The sequence below is a fragment of the Metabacillus sp. KH_069 genome (assembly GCF_057838075.1).
Window position 1 is genome coordinate 3,609,819 of sequence record NZ_CM174460.1, and the last position, 17,614, is coordinate 3,627,432.

Here is a 17,614-nt window from a genome sequence, read left to right on the forward strand (position 1 = left end):
AGCAGCATATGATATTTTATACTCCAATTCATCATAACAGCCTTGGAAAAACAGACTGCATTCACTATTAAACATCACCCTGCAAAGGAGGGTAAACGATTGTCAGCTCCGGGGACAGAAACAAATCAGAAGATGAAAAAATTCGTGCTTTGGTTATTCATTCCAATTATTGTCGTTATGTTATTATTTCTTTCTTTCTCTTTTGGCAAAAATTCAGCAACTACTGATATTGCTAGTGAAAAACTTAATTATGACAAACTCAAATCGATCATTGCAGATAAACAATCAGAACTCATTTTTCTAAAAAAAGAACTAGATGATACTCTTGAGGAAATAGAAGAGAAGCAAAAAGAGTTTGATGAAGTAATCGCTATCATAAGGGATAAAGAGAAGTTTGAAAGTGAATCTATGAATGCAAAAGAAAATTTGGCAAACATGAACAAGCAGCTTGCTAATTTAACTAAAAAGATAGAAGCAAGGAAGAAAGAATTAGCCTCTCTTGAAGGAGAAATAGCTGAGAAAAAGAAGTAATGTTTTTATATTCAATGAGCGATATAAAAAAGCGAAAGACCTTCTAAATAACAGGACTTTCGCTATTATTATGCTATTATTTATTCGCTTCGTGAACTTTCAGAAGCTTTCCTTTAATCGTTGTATTTCTCATTGCCTTCAAAACGATTGGACCTTTTCCATTCAGAATCTCTACATATGAAACGTTATCCTGAATGGTGATGATTCCAATATCACCTGCTGTCATGCCGGGAATCTTGGCGATTGTTCCGACAAAATCGACTGCGCGTATTTTCTTTTTCTTGCCTCCGTTGAAGTAGAGCTTCATAATGCCTTTGTTCAGCTGGGCACTTTTATCTTTTTTAATCACAGGACGAGAAGTTATTTTTGCTTCGAATGCCACTTTTGCTTCTGAAATATCCTCTCTTGTTGGCGCGAGTATTCTAGGAATTTCAAAACCGATATATTCTTCTATTTCAGACAGGAATTTTTCTTCGTAAGGCGTAGCAAAAGTTATCGCTTTTCCTGTCTTTCCTGCCCGCCCTGTTCTGCCAGTCCTGTGAACATAGCTTTCTTTCTCAAGCGGCAGGTCATAGTTAATGACATGTGTAATATTATCAATGTCGATTCCTCTGGCGGCTACATCGGTCGCAACTAAATAACGGAATTTCCCTTTTTTGAAATCATTCATGACAGCAAAACGATCTTCCTGATAAAGACCGCCATGAATTTTGTCACAAGGATAATTTGCGCGGTCTAATTGCTTAAATACAGTATCAACCTGCTCTTGTGTTCTGCAGAAGATGATGCAGCTGTCAGGGTTTTCTACTACTGTAACAGCTTTAAGAAGCGAAAACTTCTCCTCTTCTCTCACCACAACTAATGAATGCTCAATTGATGCAGTCGTCAGCCCAGCTGCTTTTATTTCAATTTCCACTGGTTTTTTCATATATTTATGACAGAGATTTTCTACATCCTTTGGGAGAGTAGCTGAAAAGAGCATCGTGACTCTGTCCTTCGGCAGCTCTGCGATAATTGCTTCTACCTGGTCGATGAACCCCATATTCAGCATTTCATCCGCTTCATCAATAATCAGATATTGCAGCTTTTCTAAAGCAAGTGTTCCTTTTTCGATATGATCAAGTACTCTCCCAGGTGTTCCGACAACCACATGAGTTTTCTGCTTCAATTCTAGCTTTTGCCTGTCAAATGGCTGTTTACCATACACCGCGGCCGCTTTTATCCGTTTGAATCTGCCGATGTTCGTAATATCCTCTTTTACCTGTGCAGCGAGCTCCCTTGTTGGTGTCAGAATTAACGCTTGAGGCTTGTTTTCCTCCCACTCGACCATCTCACAGAGCGGGATGCCAAACGAGGCCGTCTTCCCGCTTCCTGTTTGTGATTTCACGACAAGATCCTTCTTTTCTAAAGCCACAGGAATCACTTTATCCTGAACTTCTGTAGGCTCCGTATAATTCAAGCTATCCAGCGCGCTCACAATTTCCGAACTTAATTTATAGGTATTAAAGCTTTTATGACTCATTTAGCAACCTCATTTTTTCTTGTGTTTTTTCAAGTATTTAACGCATGAATCATCATTATACTTGAAAAGAAGACATGAGCGGGATAAATATTGGTTTTTGATTTTGAGACACATAAAAAAACAAGAAAGGCTTCCCTCTCTTGCTTGTGTTGTGATGCCATAATTAATAATGATAAAAACGGCTGTATGAGGTAATGTTCTCGATTTGTTCCATGTCCGGTTCAAACCCGATTCCCGGACTTTCAGGAACATAAATGTACCCATCTTTCATTTCCACTTCCGGTGTGATAATATCCCGCTTCCAATAATGTGAGGAAGGAGCTGTATCTCCAGGCAGAGTAAAATTGCTCAGGGACGTTATGGCAATATTATGAGCCCTTCCGATTCCCGCTTCCAGCATTCCGCCGCACCACATCGGAACGTTGTGACGCTCACATAAATCATGAATTTTCAGTGATTCTGTGAGACCGCCGACACGTCCGATTTTAAGATTGATAATCCTGCAGCTTCCAAGCTCAATCGCTTTTCTGGCATCTTCTGCACTATGTATGCTTTCATCCAGACAAATAGGCGTTTTGAGCTCGGCCTGAAGTCTCGCATGGTCAACGATGTCATTATGATCAAGCGGCTGTTCAATCATCGTTAATCCGAATTCGTCGAGTGCTTTGAGATGTTCTATATCGTTCAGTGTATAAGCGCAGTTTGCATCGGCCATCAGTTGAATATGCGGAAATTCCTGACGGATTAATTTGATGATTTCTACATCCCATCCCGGCATAATTTTCACTTTAATCCGCTTATAGCCGTCTTTTAAGTAACTTTCAATTTGTTTTAGCATTTTCCCCTGAGATTGCTGAATACCAACACTTACTCCAACCTCAATTTTATCTTTTACACCGCCGAGCACCTTTGCTAAAGGCATGTTTTTCTCTTTTGCATAGAGATCCCATACAGCCATTTCAATCGCTGCTTTGGCGTTATAGTTTCCTCGAATTTTCTTATATCTCTCTGACACCTCATCAGGATGACTGACGGGCTCCTGATAAAGAAGGGGAATCAAATGGTCGCTCATCATATGCCAGTTTGTTTTGACTGTTTCTTCATTATAAATTGGCTGTGTAATCGAAACAGATTCTCCCCAGCCTGATAAGCCGGATTTCGATTTCACTTCCACTAAGATGATATCCTTATCTTCTTCTGTTCCGACACTTGTTGTAAAAGGGTGCAGCAGATCCATTTTAATTTGTCTGAGGATAATGCTTTTAATCTCCATTTCATCCTTCCCCTTTCACTAAGAGGTATAAGTACTGCCCAAGGTGCTGTTTGTCTCTCACTAAATCGGAGACTGCAAAACCCTGACTCAAATAATGGGTAAACACTTCGCTTGTTTTCTCTCTCCATTTTTTAGCAAGCTTGAAATCTGCCTTTTTGATTTCCTGAAATTGTCCAGGCACGGGGACGAAAATATGCGGACTATTCAGTGTCAGGTCTGTTCTCTCCGGAAAAGGAAAATCTTTTTTCTCACATGTATAAAGAGCATATGGAATAGTTGCTTCTTTCGAATATGATCGAGTTGGCTCATTCAAATGCCATTCGACCAAAAAACGATCTGTCGGAATCCCGGCATTCAAATGATCCGCCATTTCACCGTAAACATTAGGAATATACTCCGTGGCAATAGCTCCAAGCTTATGTAAGTTCAGATTTCCGTTGACTGTTTCCAGCGGATCGTAAGTCCAGGTGATCAGGTCATATCCCATCTCCAGTGCTGTTTCTTTTTGAGCGATTTTCAGTTTTTCTCCGATTCCAAATTTGCGGTAATCCGGATGGATGCCTAAGCTGTGGGAAACGAGATACACTTTTTTCCCGTCATACCCCGGAAAGCTGTATTGAAAGCCAATGAGCTCCGTTTTAAAAAATGCCCCCAGTATAAAGCCGCCGTTTTTCACGGCAGCTATACTTTGATTCACAGGCACAGCATCCTCCAAACTCCAGATCATTGCTTCAAGACGCTTGACTTCTTCCAATTCATTAACCGATTGAAGATTGCGGATAATCAATGATTCCTGCACTTCTTTTTTCAAAAAATCTCTCCTCCATATTTACCATGGCTGCTGATCTGCCTCCAGCACCATTTGTGTTAAAATCTTTGTGCCATAAATTAAAGCTTCTTGATTAAACTGCATCTTTGGGTGATGTAAACCTGGCTTTAATCCGCAGCCGAGTCCGATCATTGTCGCTGCAATTCCCGGATTTTCTGCGGTGTAAAAATGAAAATCCTCTGCCCCGGGAGATACACATGCCTCTGCAGCATTCTCTTCGCCGAGAATGGAGGTGATCGCTTTTCGTGCAATCTCAATCGCAGTAGTATTCTTTACCGCTGCCGGTGAATATTCCTCTACCTTTGAAGTGATTTCTGTTTCGGTTAACTCTCCTGTCTTTGAAATCGTATGCTCCGCTTTTTTAAGAAGCATCTCCATCGTGTCATTCGATTCTGCTCTCAAATCAAGGGTAAAGCGAGCGTTCTCAGGGATGGAATTGGAGGCTTCTCCCCCATGCAGTTCCGTTATTTTAATCGAATAATGATCAGCTGCATTCAAGCGTATTTGGCGTATCGCGCCGATTAACAGGGCTGCGGCTTCAAGCGGATTATTTCCTAGTTCTGGTCTTGCAGCGTGAGCAGGCACCCCTTTTATAACTCCTTTTATACTTGCAGTTGAACTATGCAGAATAACGGGTGCGGCTTTTCCATACGGAATTTCCATCACTGGGCGCACATGGATGCCGCCAAGAAATTTTATATTCTGAAGTACGTTTTCCTCTATCATTTTAAGTGCGCCCGCCGCCTTTTCTTCTGCCGGCTGAAAGATAAACCGGACCGGATGCTTCAGCTTCTGTTTTGAAAGAGCCAGTGCTGTAAACAGAACCATTGTGCTGTGTGCATCGTGGCCGCATGAGTGGTTAGGCTTAATCTCGCCGTCCACTTCCTGAACCAGGGCATCCATATCTGCCCTGAGAGCGATAATATCCGACTTCTCCCCTTCAAGATCTGCGGTAAAACCGAAATGCCCTTCATAGGTTTGGACCGTGAAGCCTGCACTTACTAGTTTTTCTATTAAATACTGGGAGGTTTTTTCTTCCTCCCAGCTGGGCTCGGCAAGCTGATGCAGCTCCTGGTAAGTTTTTAGAATTTCTTCCTTGTGTTCGTCTGCAAAGTTCATTCTGTCTTGCCTCCTATCAAAAAATCATATGAGCGAATACTACTATAATAGGCAGTGTAATTAACGTTCGGATTAAGAAAATCAGAATCAGATCAAAAATAGTGACCGGAAGCTTTGAACCAAGCAGTAAACCGCCTACTTCAGACATGTAAATAAGCTGTGTAACAGATACACATGCAATAATGAATCGTGTCATTTCACTTTCAATCCCGCTGCCGATTACTGCCGGCAAAAACATATCCGCAAATCCGACCACCATAGTTTGAGCTGCTTTATCAGCTTCTGGAACCTGCATGAGAGTAAGAATCGGTTCAAAAGGTTTTCCAAAATACGTAAAAAATGGAGTGAATTCCGCAATAACCAGCGCCACCGTACCAATGGCCATGACGATCGGCAAAACCCCAAACCACATATCCGCGACATTTTGAACTCCCTCTTTTAATACAGCTCGAGGTCCGTCATTCTTTTTTGCTTTAGATACAGCTTGCTGAAATCCCCATTTGAAGATAGAAATATTCGGTAGCATTTCAGTTTCTTCTTTAAGATCCGTTTTTTCATAGCCAGTATCTGCTTTTCTTGAAAGCGGCGGTATGCGCGGCATAATGAGAGCGGCAGCAAGTCCCGCAACAACAATCGTTCCATAATAATGCAGAAAATACTGTTCTAATTTCAAATAGTTAATAACAACGATTGTAAACGTGATAGAAACAACAGAGAAAGTTGTCGCAATAACAACGGCTTCACGCTTTGTATAATACCCTTCCTCATATTGCTTTGTTGTTAAAAGAACCCCAATTGTCGCATCCCCTACCCATGAAGCCAGGCAGTCAAGTGAAGCTCGGCCCGGGAGCGTAAACACAGGTCTCATGATTTTTAAAAACAGAGCTCCAAAAAACTCCAGCAATCCAAAGTTTAATAAAAGCGGCAGCAGCAGTCCTGCTAATAAAAATGTAGAAAAGAGAATCGGAATCAAATCATAGATTAATAGACCTCCTGTATTCTCTGAAAAAATCATTTCAGATCCTATCTTATAGAAGGTGATTACCGCAAAAACGGTTCCGAGAACTCTCGCCATCAGCCAAAACGGGCTGACGTTCAGGAGCGTATTTAAATAAGTACTTTCTGTTATAAATTTCGGCTTCATGACTGCAGCAGCAAGTGATCCTGCTGTGGAAAGAACCATAATTAAAACAGTAATAGCAGGAATAAAATCACCTATGTACGAGTTAATCTGTCCGGCTAAAAAAGCAACCGGAATGGTCATCCCGTCTTCCGTCATGATTGGCAATATAAATAAGAAGATTCCAATCAGTGAAGGAATCAAGAATGTTAAAATGTCTCCTGCAGGAAACGTTTTGAACTCTGTTTTTTCATTTAATTTCGGCACTCCATTCATCTAGACCCACCCCAATGTATGTTTTCACTCTAAAAATAACCCCTGATCCGTATAAAGCTGTTCTAATTTTTGCTGTCGAATGCTGATTCTGTCGCGGTCCCGATGTTTAACACCTTCCATAATCACTTCCAATAAACTGACGACAGATGCTATGGAATGATGACCCGAATCTGCCTTTTCCTCAGTTGTCAGCGTGATTTCGGCAAGTTGTCCAACAGGAGATAGCTGCCTGTTTGTAATGGCTATCACCTTTGACCCTTGTGCTTGAGAGCATTTTGCAAGCTCAAGGGCTTCTTTTCGGTACCTTGGAAAAGAGAAAATGATTACCGCAGAATGCTGATTCAGATCGTGAATGTCTTCAAGGGAGAATCCTGCCGGACTTGAAATCGCTACATTTCCCCTATATTGCTGGAGTGTGTAATGCAGCCAGCAGGCAGCTCCGTATGAACTCCCAAACCCGCCAATGTAAATATGGTCTGACTGGATTAAATGATCCACTGCCTTCCAAATTTCATTCTCATCGATTTGCATTAATAATTGCTTTAAAACAGATGCTTCTTTATCGATAATCCTGCTGAATAAGTTTTTTTCCTGCTGTTCTTGTGATAGTGAAGGAATTTCTTCTGCCGGCTGTTTTTTTTCCAGCCAGTCCCTGCGCACGGCCTCCTGCATGTCTGAATAGCCTTTAAAACCTAATGCATAGGCCAGACGTATGACAGTCGTCTCACTCACACCTGCTTTTTTTCCTAATTGAAAAGCAGTAAGCAATGCCCCTTCATCCTTATGAAGAGTAAGAAATTCAGCTGCTTTTTTCTGTCCTTGCGACAAAGAAGAATAGTTTTCTTTAATAATTTGTGAGATTGATTTTGATTTCATGTCGTCTCCTTTTTTGGTATGCAGGAAAAACTTCATTTTTTATATTATAGTAAATCTTATCCTGCACATTCAACTATTATTTTATTATTCTGAAATTAACCCATAAAAAATACGGCAGATTTCCCTTGGGGAGATCTGCCGCACTTTATCAATCTGCTAATCTATTAATTTAAAACCTTCACATTTAATTCTCTCTTACCGAAAGCTATTGCTGCATCTTGTGTTGGAATGAAGACATCAATGCGGTTTCCTTTAATAGCACCGCCAGTATCTTCTGCTGTTGCATAGCCGTAGCCTTCAACATATACCTTAGATCCAAGCGGAATTACGTTAGGATCTACAGCGATTACCTTCTTATCAGGGTTTGCTCTTAAATCAACACCTGTAGCAGTTGTTCCTGAGCAGCCTTCACAAAAAGCAGTGTAAGCTGTAGCAGTAACTGTTACTTCTTTCGCAACACCTTCTACGTCGTTTTCTGAGACTGCACTTGCAGAAGCTTCATCCACAGAAGGGTTTTGATCCTTCGGTTCTGGTTTTGGCTCAGGTTTAGCTTCCGGCTTTGGTTCTGGAGCCGGAGCAGGCGCTGGTTCTGGTGAATTGTCAGCGTCACTGTAGATCACAAGCTCTTGACCAGGATGAATAACATCTCCTGATAATCCATTTTTCTCAGAAATATGCCCTACACTTGCGTCAAATTTCTCTGCAATGCTCCAAAGCGTATCGCCTGAAACAACAGTATATACTTCTTCATCTGATATTTTTAATGTATTGTCTGCAATAATTATGTCTGATGTTAAGTTGTTCCAGTTTTTAATATCATCTACTGAAACCTTGTGTTCTTGAGATAGGCTCCAAAGAGTGTCTCCTTTATCTACTACGACCTCTTCTGCCTGTGCGCTAAATCCTGCTGTAGTTGTTAGTGCGGCTACAGCCGCTAATGAAAAGATAGTTTTTTTCATATTTTTTCCTCCTTCAGCAATTACGATGGTTCCCATGTTATCACAAAAAGGAGGCTTGTAAAAAACAGCGAGATAATAAATCTATTACAATTGTAACAGTGCTATAACAATAACCTTACTAAAAAACTGAAAATTCCCACTTTATTCCTTGTTTTCCTTTAAAAATTTCTTATATTCTAGTTAATTTTACACCTTCCTACTATAATGTTTCGTTATATTAGCCCAGTTTGGTTTTCTGTTTCTGGGGGAATTTAAAAAGTACCGTTTCTGTTTTTCTATAGTTTATTGTTGAAGAAAAGAGAAGCATCTCATTTTAATTGCATTGAAACAATTCAATAACGAAAATCGTCTTATTTATAAAAGGCACAAAGGGGTAATCAAACATGGGTAAATTATTAAAGAAAATGGATATGACAAAACAAGACCTTATTTTTGGAATTACAGGCTCTTTACTGGTCGCTTCATTTGTACAATTCCTATCTTAAACGTTTTACTTAAGCGGGAAGGCTGTTTTTTATTCACTATAAAATGAGAAACCCTTGATCAAAAATCAAGGGTTTCTCATTTTTCTAAACACTGATCGCTTCCTCCGCCTTTACCCGGTTCCTCCTCACTGCATATCCAACCGCAAGTGTCCATCCGATTAATATGAAGCCATATACAAATGGCACTGCAGAAGTGTCAACAGCCCAAGTCGTAAGCAGAGTTCTTGAATTTGTCAGAACAATAAATCCTCCAACAAGGACACCAAGCAGATAGGCCGGCAGTTTTTTGACAAGCCATGCCGCAATCGGAGCTGCCACAATTCCTCCAATCATGAGTGCTGCTACCCAATACCAGTTTACCTGTTCCCATCCGAGTGAAATGAAGAATCCAAGTGTCGCAGAAACAGCAATCGCAAACTCACTCGTATCAACAGTGCCCACAACCTTTCGTGCAGATGTTCCTTTCTGAGACAGAAGCACCGGAGTTGCAATCGGTCCCCAGCCTCCTCCGCCAGTTGCATCTGCAAAGCCTGCAATTAATCCAAGCGGGATGGATTTTTTCCGGGTTAGAGGGATGGTTTCACTTTGCTGCTGTGCTTCATGGTGAAACAAAAAACGAAGCAGAACATACAGACCTAATACTAAAAGAAATATAGCTATAAATGGCTTAGCCAGATCCCCAGGCAAGTTGCTGAGAAAACATGCCCCTGCAAATGCACCAATCGATCCCGGAATAATTAATTTGTACACTGCCTGCTTATCTACATTCCCAAATTTAATATGAGATGCTCCTGATGCCGCAGTTGTAACTACTTCTGCCAAATGAACAGAAGCAGAAGCGACTGCCGGGGCAATGCCGAACGTCAGCAGCATCGTTGTTGATGTCACACCGTATGCCATTCCCAAAGAGCCATCAATAAGCTGAGCCAAAAAACCGATGAAAGCAAAAATAATTAACTTTCTCAAAACAATTCCTCCCCCTTTGGAAACGAAAAAGGCCCCTAACAAAATGTTAAGGACCTTTGGTTATCCAATCAGTCTGATTATTAGAAATATTCAAATGTAATTTTATTATACATAATTCCTATGTGTTTACAAGGATTAATTTTCTGTATTTTGAATTGATATTTTGCTGATCTAATTCACCAAATTAAAAAGCACCAGCTTTTTCTTCGATTTAAAAAATCTGATAAACTAAATGAAACACAAGATTTATCTCTTAAGAAACGGAGTGTCTCCCCCTTTTGATACTAGGACCCAGAGTTTTAAAGACCGGTTTATCCGTTACACTTGCCTTATTTATCTGCTCTGTTTTTCAGCTTGAGCCTTCGGTTTTTGCAGGTGTTGCAGCTATATTTACCATTCAGCCATCCATTTACCGCACATGGAAGCAAGTGCTCGATCAGCTTCAGGCGAATACACTTGGTGCCTTGCTTGCTCTATTTGCTATTTTCTTTTTCGGCAGTAATCCGATTGTGACTGGGGTTGTTGTAATTTCAGTCATCTTAATCAGCTTAAAGCTCAAAATGGAAGCGACCATATCGCTGACTTTAGTAACGGTCCTGGCGATTATGAGTGCTCCCGGCAATGAAGACATTTTATTTGTCTGGAATCGATTCTTAATCATATTAATAGGCATAGCCTCTGCATTTTTTGTTAATCTGCTGATTTTGCCGCCAAAGTATAAAGAAAATTACTTTACAAAAGTTCAATCGGTTTTTGAAACCATGTCCTTATTGATGAGGACAGCCATCTCAGATGAATTAACCGAGAAATATTTTCAGGAAAAGCAAAAGGAATTTAGAAGCGAGCTTCAGAAGCTTGAGGATTTATACGAAATTTTTGACGAAGAACGGGAAAAAATGGCGAAGGTAAATCCAGTGAATGTCAGAGAGCTTGTCGTTTTTAAACAAATGCTGAAAACGATTCAGCAGGCAGCTGATGTCTTAAAAGTCATTGAAGAACATTACTTTCAAAGCCGCAGTACGACGGTTGACGATCAATTATTTGATTCCCAGATTGAACAATTAATTAAATGGCATGAATATCTCCTCTTTAAATATGAGGGGAAAATCAAGGCCAATGATCAGTTTGAAGATGACACGTTAATCAGGGAAAGCAGGATTTTCCTGATTCAAATGATGGAATCTGATTCTGAAAAGCTTGAAAATCAGCGCTTAACTGTTGTTGCTTCAGCTATTTATGAATATGCTTTCCAGCTGCGAGCGCCTTGATCAGCTTGTGGACAGATTTGTGAAAAAAGCTGTCAGTCATTAAGAAGCTGACCCGGTCTAAACTGGGCATTTAAAAATATCCATTAAAAAAGCCCTGATTCAGGGCTTTTCATTATGATACAGCAAGCGTGGAAATCTCAGAAATAATTTTTCGTTCAATTTCCTCGTTCATTTCGTCCACTTTTTTAACTAAACAATAGATGCCGTCAACAAGCGGCCAGATGAATAATGTAGCCCAGCCAAGCAATAGCATAGCAATTGCCAGACCTGTATTTCCCAGGTAGAATCTGTGGGCGCCGAATGTGCTCAGAAAGAACCATAATAAAAAGGTAATCCCTTTAGACTTCTTTCTTTTGTCAAATTCAGATGCTAAGATCGCGTGCTGATGCTGTGACAGGTTTTGTTTAAGAGTTAAATTAAGGCTCATTTTTTTCTCCAATCTAGTAAAATATAATCAGGATATAAGACTTATAAATTCTTTCATATCATACATGATAACTTCTAGCTGTTCAATATGAATTATGTGAAATTTGGGCGATACAAAAAAAGTCCGGTTTTTTGCCGGACTTTTCATAACAAGCTTATGCAGACTGTACTCTTCTCTCAGATTCACTCTGAGAAGGGCGCTTTGTTTTTCTGATTTTCGGAACGGGTATGATATAACCGCTATGCGGTATAAACTGCAGAATTCGGATAAACGCTACTGCAATCAGCATGACGGCAAGAAACATCAGAGGAACATTAGATACTGTCCAATAATGATCCGGCATATGATTTGCAAAAAGATACAGGATCATCGGGTGAATCAGATAAATGCCCATTGAATATTGCCCAATCAGCTTCAAAGGCTTATTGATCACATTCCACTTTGAAAGCAGCGGATAAATACCGATCGTAGCAATGCACAGAAGCGGAAGATTAATTAAGTTTGTCAGCCTCCGGTTAGATACTTGTCCAGTCACATTGTACTCAACGACTGCACCTGCAGAAACGAGCAGGGCAACTGCAAGCATTTGCCGCGGCCGCTTCGTTGCAAAATGCACAATTTCATCCCAGAAATACGCAAGAACGCCGCCAAATGCAAAATAGAATATCCAGATCGGCATAAACGTTTTACTTGCTAAAAACGCACCAATAGCCCCTTCAATTTCCGGATTAAATCCAAATAATTGATAACTGATGATGAGAGCAATAAATGCAAAGACAATCATTAGCGCCTTTGTCCGAAAAAGCTTTTGTATAAATGGAAAAATAAAATAAAATTGAACCACAATGGCAACAAAATAGAGATGATAAAAAGCTTCTCCCCTCAGGATCTTCGTTAATTCTGAACCAAGATCTCCGAAGGCCTGCTGATCATAAAAATAAACCAGAAAACGATAAACCAAACTCCAGATCAGAAAGGGAATCAGAATTTTAGAAAAGCGTGACCTAAGAAAGCTTCCCATTTCAAACCCTTTCCTCTTTACTTGATAAAAAAGGAGAAACCCGCTGATGACAGCGAATGCTGTAGTACCAAACCTGCCTAACTGATTAATAAAATACGTAAACCAATGCCATGTTTGCTCATTGGCATAATAATGTGTCGCAGTTACATGTACACCGACCACTGCGATACAGGCAAAGGCCCTTAAAAAATGGATTTCAAAAATGTAATTTCTGCTTTTTGAACTAGCAGCACCTGCAGACTGAGCAGACATTCATTTTCCCCTCCCTTTATTCTAGGTCCCATCTTAGTTTAGATTGAATCACGAAACAAGTGGTGCTTTTTGTAAAAAAACGTTCTTTCGTATTGAATTAACCTAAGGGACATTTGATTCAACAGCACATAATGTAAACGCTTTAACAATTGGTAATGCTATGTCAGTTTTAATACCTATAAGAACAACCGCAGAAAAAGTTAGTTGAATAGTCATTGACCTTTGGTAAATGTTTCTTTTTTATGGAAATAGAAAGAAATGTTCTCATTGCTGCTGAATCTTAAGAATCACATTTCGAAATTAACACAACCTAACATTATCTTTTCAGACAAAGGCGTGTTACTCAAATGAAAGATCCCTACGAATGCATCATCATTGGCGCAGGCATCGCAGGACTGCAGGCTGCTATACAGCTCGGACGATATAATCGCACGGTTCTTGTGATTGATTCCGGTTCAGGCCGTTCTACCCTATGCAGAAGTTACCATAATATTTTAGGATGGCCTGAGGGTGTTAGCGGTCAAACGCTTCGGGAGCTTGGTAAAGAGCAGGCTGAGAGGTCAGGCATTCATTTTTTGAATGGCCGGGTAACAGGAGTCAAGAAGGCTGGTTCTATTTTTCATGTGGAGACAGCAATTGGTGAGAAGCATGAGGCAATGAGAATTTTACTGGCAACCGGATTGACGGATCGCCTGCCTGATTTGCCAAATCTTCTGCCCTGCCTTGGGATTAGTATCTATGTCTGTCCTGACTGTGACGGCTATGAGGTGCAGAAAAAAAAGACATTGATACTTGGATCAGGAACAGCTGGAGCAAATCTCGCTCTTACTCTTACATATTGGACAAGCGATCTTACTTATATCAATCATGAAAAAGAATATGTGCCTGAGGAGCTAAAAACGAAATTGCTTGAGAAAGGAATTGTCTGCGTGGATGAAGCTATCGCTTCTGTTTTAGTGAAAGACCCTTCGGAGTTTATAGGAGTCAAACTTTCAGACGGAAGAAAGATTTACGGCGAACGGGCATTTACTGCATTTGGAGGCAATGCCGTTCACTCTGAATTAGCAGGAATGCTTGGAGCAGAAAGACTCCAGAACAAGCATGTAGTGGTGAATCCCCGAACTAAAGAGACGAGTGTAAAGCATGTCTGGGCTGCGGGAGATATCGGGGTTCATTCCGAACAAGTCACAATCGCAATGGGGGATGGCTGTCAGGCAGCGATATGGATTCACAAGAGTTTGCTTTAAGGTGATCACACCCATTCACATCAGACAGAGTAAAAAGCCGGCTCATCAGCCGGCTTTCTTCTATTTATTTATATTTTTTAAAAATCAGCGTCGCATTATGTCCGCCAAATCCAAGCGAATTGCTTAATACAACGTTCAGCTCTTGATTTCTTGCTTCGTTCGGAACATAGTCCAAATCCAGCTCAGGATCAGCTGTCTCATAATTGATTGTAGGCGGAATCACCTTATCTCTGATAGCCATTACAGAAAAAATAGCTTCGATTGCACCGGCTGCCCCGAGCAGGTGACCCGTCATGGATTTTGTTGAAGAAATCGGAAGCTTATAAGCATGGCTGCCGAATACCGCTTTGATGGCCTGTGTCTCGTAAAGATCGTTATAATGAGTGCTTGTGCCATGGGCATTAATGTAATCAACGTCTTCAGGCTTCAGTTTTGCATCCTCGATCGCCATCAGCATGGAACGCTGACCTCCTTCGCCTTCTGGTGCAGGTGTAGTAATATGAAAAGCATCACCCGTTGCGCCATACCCTGCAAGTTCACCGTAAATTTCGGCGCCCCTGGCCAGTGCGTGGTCGAGCTCTTCAAGGATTAAAATTCCAGCTCCCTCTCCAATGACAAATCCGTTTCTGTTTTTATCAAAAGGTCTTGAGGCAGTTTGCGGATCAGGATTTGCAGACAAAGCTGTCATATTAGAAAATCCGGCAACCGTCATCGGAGTAATCGCTGCTTCTGTTCCTCCTGTAATCATAACATCAGCATCTCCGCGCTGGATCACTTTAAAGGCATCGCCAATAGAATTCGCGCCGCTCGCACAGGCCGTAACAGTACAAGAATTCATTCCTTTCGCACCAAGCTCAATGGAAACTCTCCCTGCTGCGAGATCAGGAATCAGCATTGGAATAATGAAGGGACTGACCCGTCTTACTCCCTTGTCCAAAAATTTGATGTGCTGCTCTTCAAACTCGCCTAAACCGCCGATGCCTGAACCAATCCAGACTCCGACTCTCGCTGCATTCTTTTCATTAATTATCAGATCTGCATCCTGGACGGCCATTTTGCTTGCAGCTACAGCGAGCTGTGTAAACCTGCCCATTCTGCGTGCTTCTTTCATATCCATATACTCTTCGGGTTTAAAATCTTTTACTTCTGCAGCAACTTTCACGTTATAAATACTAGAATCGATATGAGATAAGGGTCCAATTCCGCTTATCCCCTTTTTAATACGATCAAAGCTTTCTTCGGCTGTACCGCCAACCGGCGTGACAGCTCCAAGACCTGTAACGACAACTCTTTTTTTCAACCTTAATCGCCTCCCTGGAAATGTTTCTGTAGAGATATTCTATCATCAAGCAGCAGGCTCTTTCCACCAATCTTCTCTCTTTAAAGAAATGCCAGCTTATCATTGAAAAAATAGTTTAAAAGACTTAGTATTTAATTAGTAAGAAAATTTACTGATTTTACATATTATAGAAATTTTTTTCTGTAGAAAAATTACCTAAGGAGTGAACAATTGAATGGGTGTTACTCTCAGCAAAGGTCAAAAAGTTGATTTAACTAAATCCAACCCCGGTCTTCAGAATGTCATTGTAGGATTAGGATGGGACGTGAGCCAGCATGGTGCTAATTACGATCTCGATGCCTCGTCTTTCTTGCTTGGACAATCCGGCAAAGTAAACAGTGATCTTGACTTCGTTTTTTACAATAATCCTTCAGGCGGAAATGGCTCGATTCTATACACTGGCGATAATCGCACAGGTGCAGGACACCAGGATGATGAACAAATTCAGATTAATTTGACGGCTGTCCCTCAGTCCATCCACCGTATTGCCTTTACCATTACGATTCATGATGCACAAATGAAGCAGCAAAACTTTGGACAAGTTCAAAATGCGTATGTCCGAATTTTTAATCCTCTTAATAATGAAGAGCTTCTTCGCTTTAATCTTGGCAGAGACTTCACTGTTGAAACAGCGATTGTGGCAGCAGAGCTTTACCGCCATAACGGCGAATGGAAATTCAATGCAATTGCAAGCGGCTTCCAGGGCGGACTTGCAGCACTGTGCCGGAATTTCGGAGTAACTGTAGACGATGAACCCGCCCCTGCGGCAGGCATTCATTCCCAAGGATTTCAGCAAAGCCAGTCGCAGCCTGCATATTCTCAGCCAGCTCCATCATACGGTCAGCAGAATCAGACATTTGGGCAAACAAGCCAGCCTTATTCCCAGCCTCCTTCCCAGGGATCACAGACATACAGCGGCGAAAACATCAGCTGTACCCGCTGTCACTCAACAAATGTCAGAACTGGAGAAAAAGGATTTGGTCTTGGGAAAGCGGCTGTCGGCGGATTAATCCTCGGTCCTGTCGGCTTGCTTGGCGGATTCATCGGAAAAAACAAGCTGAAGTTCACATGCAGCAGCTGCGGAAATTCATGGTCTCCAAATCAGACAGACTATGCAGATTGGGCCAATCAGCAGAAAAGAAAAGCAATGGAATTGTTCCAGAAGTATAAAAGCCAGGATGTGCTTGAAGCCGTTGTTTCTGCATGCGCGCTAGTAGGAATGGCAGATGGAAGATTAGATCCGGCAGAGCGTCAAAAAATGATGGAATTTGTGAATCAGAGCGAGGAATTGCGCGTTTTTGATACAAATAAAGTCATACAGCAATTCAATTTATATGTACAGCGAATCGAAAGGGACCCTATGATTGGCCGTGCTGAAGCATTTAAAGCACTTGGCAGAGTCAGATCCAAGCCTGAAATTGCGAGACTTGTAGCTCGCTACTGCATCGCAATCGGCTATGCTGACGGCCATTTCGATCACAATGAGCAAAGAGTGGTAGCTGATATCTGCAATGAACTTGGCTTAAACCCAAATGAATTTCTTTCATAAGAAAAGCGGAAGCGCCAGATATTGAAACTTATCTCATAAAAATAGAACCCCTGAATCAATCAGGGGTTCTTTTTCATGAAAAAAGGCTGTTACATTTTCTCACACACTTGAAGTACTTACGATTTTTCTATAGTAGAATAAGAGAAAATCAGAAAAAAATTTATCCTTCCCTGATCATATAAACCCCTCTTCTTGGTTTTACGACAGAAGGATAGCGTTCAATAACCTTTACCATAAATGCGGAGGGAGACGATACCCGTTTGCCTGTCTGAGCTTCCAGATCATCTGCAATTTGTTTAGGAGTAGCTACTTTTCGGTTTCTTAAAAGATGAAAAGCAGCTGCAATCAATTCATTAGACTCTTTTTTTGTATATCTCACAGTTCTCCATCCCTTTCTGATAAAATTCCTATTTTATCTATTTTACTTGGAAATCCCCCTTAAATCTACAACGTTTTAAAACGTTAAAGCGTTGATTCGTATATTTACTATATTCCTATATTAACTTTTTATGACTTCGATTTTTATAAAATTCCCATTCAGAAATTTGCATATAA

General features: G+C 40.9%; 16 protein-coding genes. 4 read left to right on the forward strand and 12 right to left on the reverse strand.

Annotation, left to right across the window (positions count from 1 at the left end; genetic code table 11):
• Positions 1-99 precede the first annotated feature (99 nt).
• Entirely contained in the window at positions 100-531 is a 432-nt protein-coding gene (locus tag AC3ISE_RS18210) for a hypothetical protein (protein WP_489222048.1), read from the forward strand.
• Positions 532-607: 76 nt separating this feature from the next.
• Here AC3ISE_RS18210 and AC3ISE_RS18215 read toward each other — a convergent pair whose 3' ends face one another.
• The 8 genes from AC3ISE_RS18215 to AC3ISE_RS18250 all read right to left on the reverse strand — a co-directional run bounded on the left by AC3ISE_RS18215 (position 608) and on the right by AC3ISE_RS18250 (position 9,956).
• The gene (locus tag AC3ISE_RS18215) at positions 608-2,053 is read right to left on the reverse strand and encodes a DEAD/DEAH box helicase (protein WP_489222049.1); all 1,446 of its coding nucleotides are present in this window, start codon (positions 2,051-2,053) and stop codon (positions 608-610) included.
• Positions 2,054-2,216: 163 nt separating this feature from the next.
• Positions 2,217-3,326 (reverse strand): o-succinylbenzoate synthase, encoded by a 1,110-nt coding sequence (gene menC, locus AC3ISE_RS18220; protein ID WP_489222050.1) that lies wholly within the window; start codon positions 3,324-3,326, stop codon positions 2,217-2,219.
• Position 3,327: 1 nt separating this feature from the next.
• The gene (locus AC3ISE_RS18225) at positions 3,328-4,137 is read right to left on the reverse strand and encodes a GNAT family N-acetyltransferase (RefSeq protein WP_489222051.1); all 810 of its coding nucleotides are present in this window, start codon (positions 4,135-4,137) and stop codon (positions 3,328-3,330) included.
• A gap of 18 nt (positions 4,138-4,155) precedes the next feature.
• Positions 4,156-5,274 (reverse strand): amidohydrolase, encoded by a 1,119-nt coding sequence (locus AC3ISE_RS18230; RefSeq protein WP_489222052.1) that lies wholly within the window; start codon positions 5,272-5,274, stop codon positions 4,156-4,158.
• Positions 5,275-5,290: 16 nt separating this feature from the next.
• Positions 5,291-6,670, reverse strand: coding sequence for a YjiH family protein (locus AC3ISE_RS18235; RefSeq protein ID WP_489222053.1), 1,380 nt, complete (start codon positions 6,668-6,670; stop codon positions 5,291-5,293).
• Positions 6,671-6,694: 24 nt separating this feature from the next.
• The gene (locus AC3ISE_RS18240) at positions 6,695-7,546 is read right to left on the reverse strand and encodes a MurR/RpiR family transcriptional regulator (RefSeq protein ID WP_489222054.1); all 852 of its coding nucleotides are present in this window, start codon (positions 7,544-7,546) and stop codon (positions 6,695-6,697) included.
• Between the two features lie 164 nt (positions 7,547-7,710).
• Positions 7,711-8,505, reverse strand: coding sequence for a 3D domain-containing protein (locus AC3ISE_RS18245; protein WP_489222055.1), 795 nt, complete (start codon positions 8,503-8,505; stop codon positions 7,711-7,713).
• 569 nt (positions 8,506-9,074) lie between these two features.
• Positions 9,075-9,956, reverse strand: a complete 882-nt coding sequence (locus tag AC3ISE_RS18250; RefSeq protein ID WP_489222056.1) for a sulfite exporter TauE/SafE family protein — start codon at positions 9,954-9,956, stop codon at positions 9,075-9,077.
• Positions 9,957-10,234: 278 nt separating this feature from the next.
• Between AC3ISE_RS18250 and AC3ISE_RS18255 the strand changes: the two genes are divergently transcribed.
• Positions 10,235-11,224: an FUSC family protein gene (locus tag AC3ISE_RS18255; protein WP_489222057.1), complete on the forward strand. Its 990-nt coding sequence runs from the start codon at positions 10,235-10,237 to the stop codon at positions 11,222-11,224.
• A gap of 112 nt (positions 11,225-11,336) precedes the next feature.
• On the opposite strand, the gene AC3ISE_RS18260 is transcribed toward AC3ISE_RS18255, so the two are convergent.
• The gene (locus AC3ISE_RS18260) at positions 11,337-11,651 is read right to left on the reverse strand and encodes a TM2 domain-containing protein (protein ID WP_489222058.1); all 315 of its coding nucleotides are present in this window, start codon (positions 11,649-11,651) and stop codon (positions 11,337-11,339) included.
• 154 nt (positions 11,652-11,805) lie between these two features.
• Complete coding sequence (locus tag AC3ISE_RS18265; protein ID WP_489222059.1) at positions 11,806-12,924, reverse strand: acyltransferase; 1,119 nt, start codon at positions 12,922-12,924, stop codon at positions 11,806-11,808.
• A 347-nt stretch (positions 12,925-13,271) separates the two neighbouring features.
• Here AC3ISE_RS18265 and AC3ISE_RS18270 point away from each other — a divergent pair, with 347 nt between their 5' ends.
• Positions 13,272-14,171 (forward strand): NAD(P)/FAD-dependent oxidoreductase, encoded by a 900-nt coding sequence (locus AC3ISE_RS18270; protein ID WP_489222060.1) that lies wholly within the window; start codon positions 13,272-13,274, stop codon positions 14,169-14,171.
• Positions 14,172-14,235: 64 nt separating this feature from the next.
• Here the strand turns inward: AC3ISE_RS18270 and fabF are convergent, their stop codons facing one another.
• Entirely contained in the window at positions 14,236-15,471 is a 1,236-nt protein-coding gene (gene fabF, locus AC3ISE_RS18275; protein ID WP_489222061.1) for a beta-ketoacyl-ACP synthase II, read from the reverse strand.
• A 214-nt stretch (positions 15,472-15,685) separates the two neighbouring features.
• Here fabF and AC3ISE_RS18280 point away from each other — a divergent pair, with 214 nt between their 5' ends.
• Positions 15,686-17,059, forward strand: coding sequence for a TerD family protein (locus tag AC3ISE_RS18280; RefSeq protein WP_489222062.1), 1,374 nt, complete (start codon positions 15,686-15,688; stop codon positions 17,057-17,059).
• 160 nt (positions 17,060-17,219) lie between these two features.
• Here the strand turns inward: AC3ISE_RS18280 and AC3ISE_RS18285 are convergent, their stop codons facing one another.
• Positions 17,220-17,438: a Rok-like winged helix domain-containing protein gene (locus tag AC3ISE_RS18285; protein ID WP_070875820.1), complete on the reverse strand. Its 219-nt coding sequence runs from the start codon at positions 17,436-17,438 to the stop codon at positions 17,220-17,222.
• Positions 17,439-17,614: the final 176 nt, after the last annotated feature.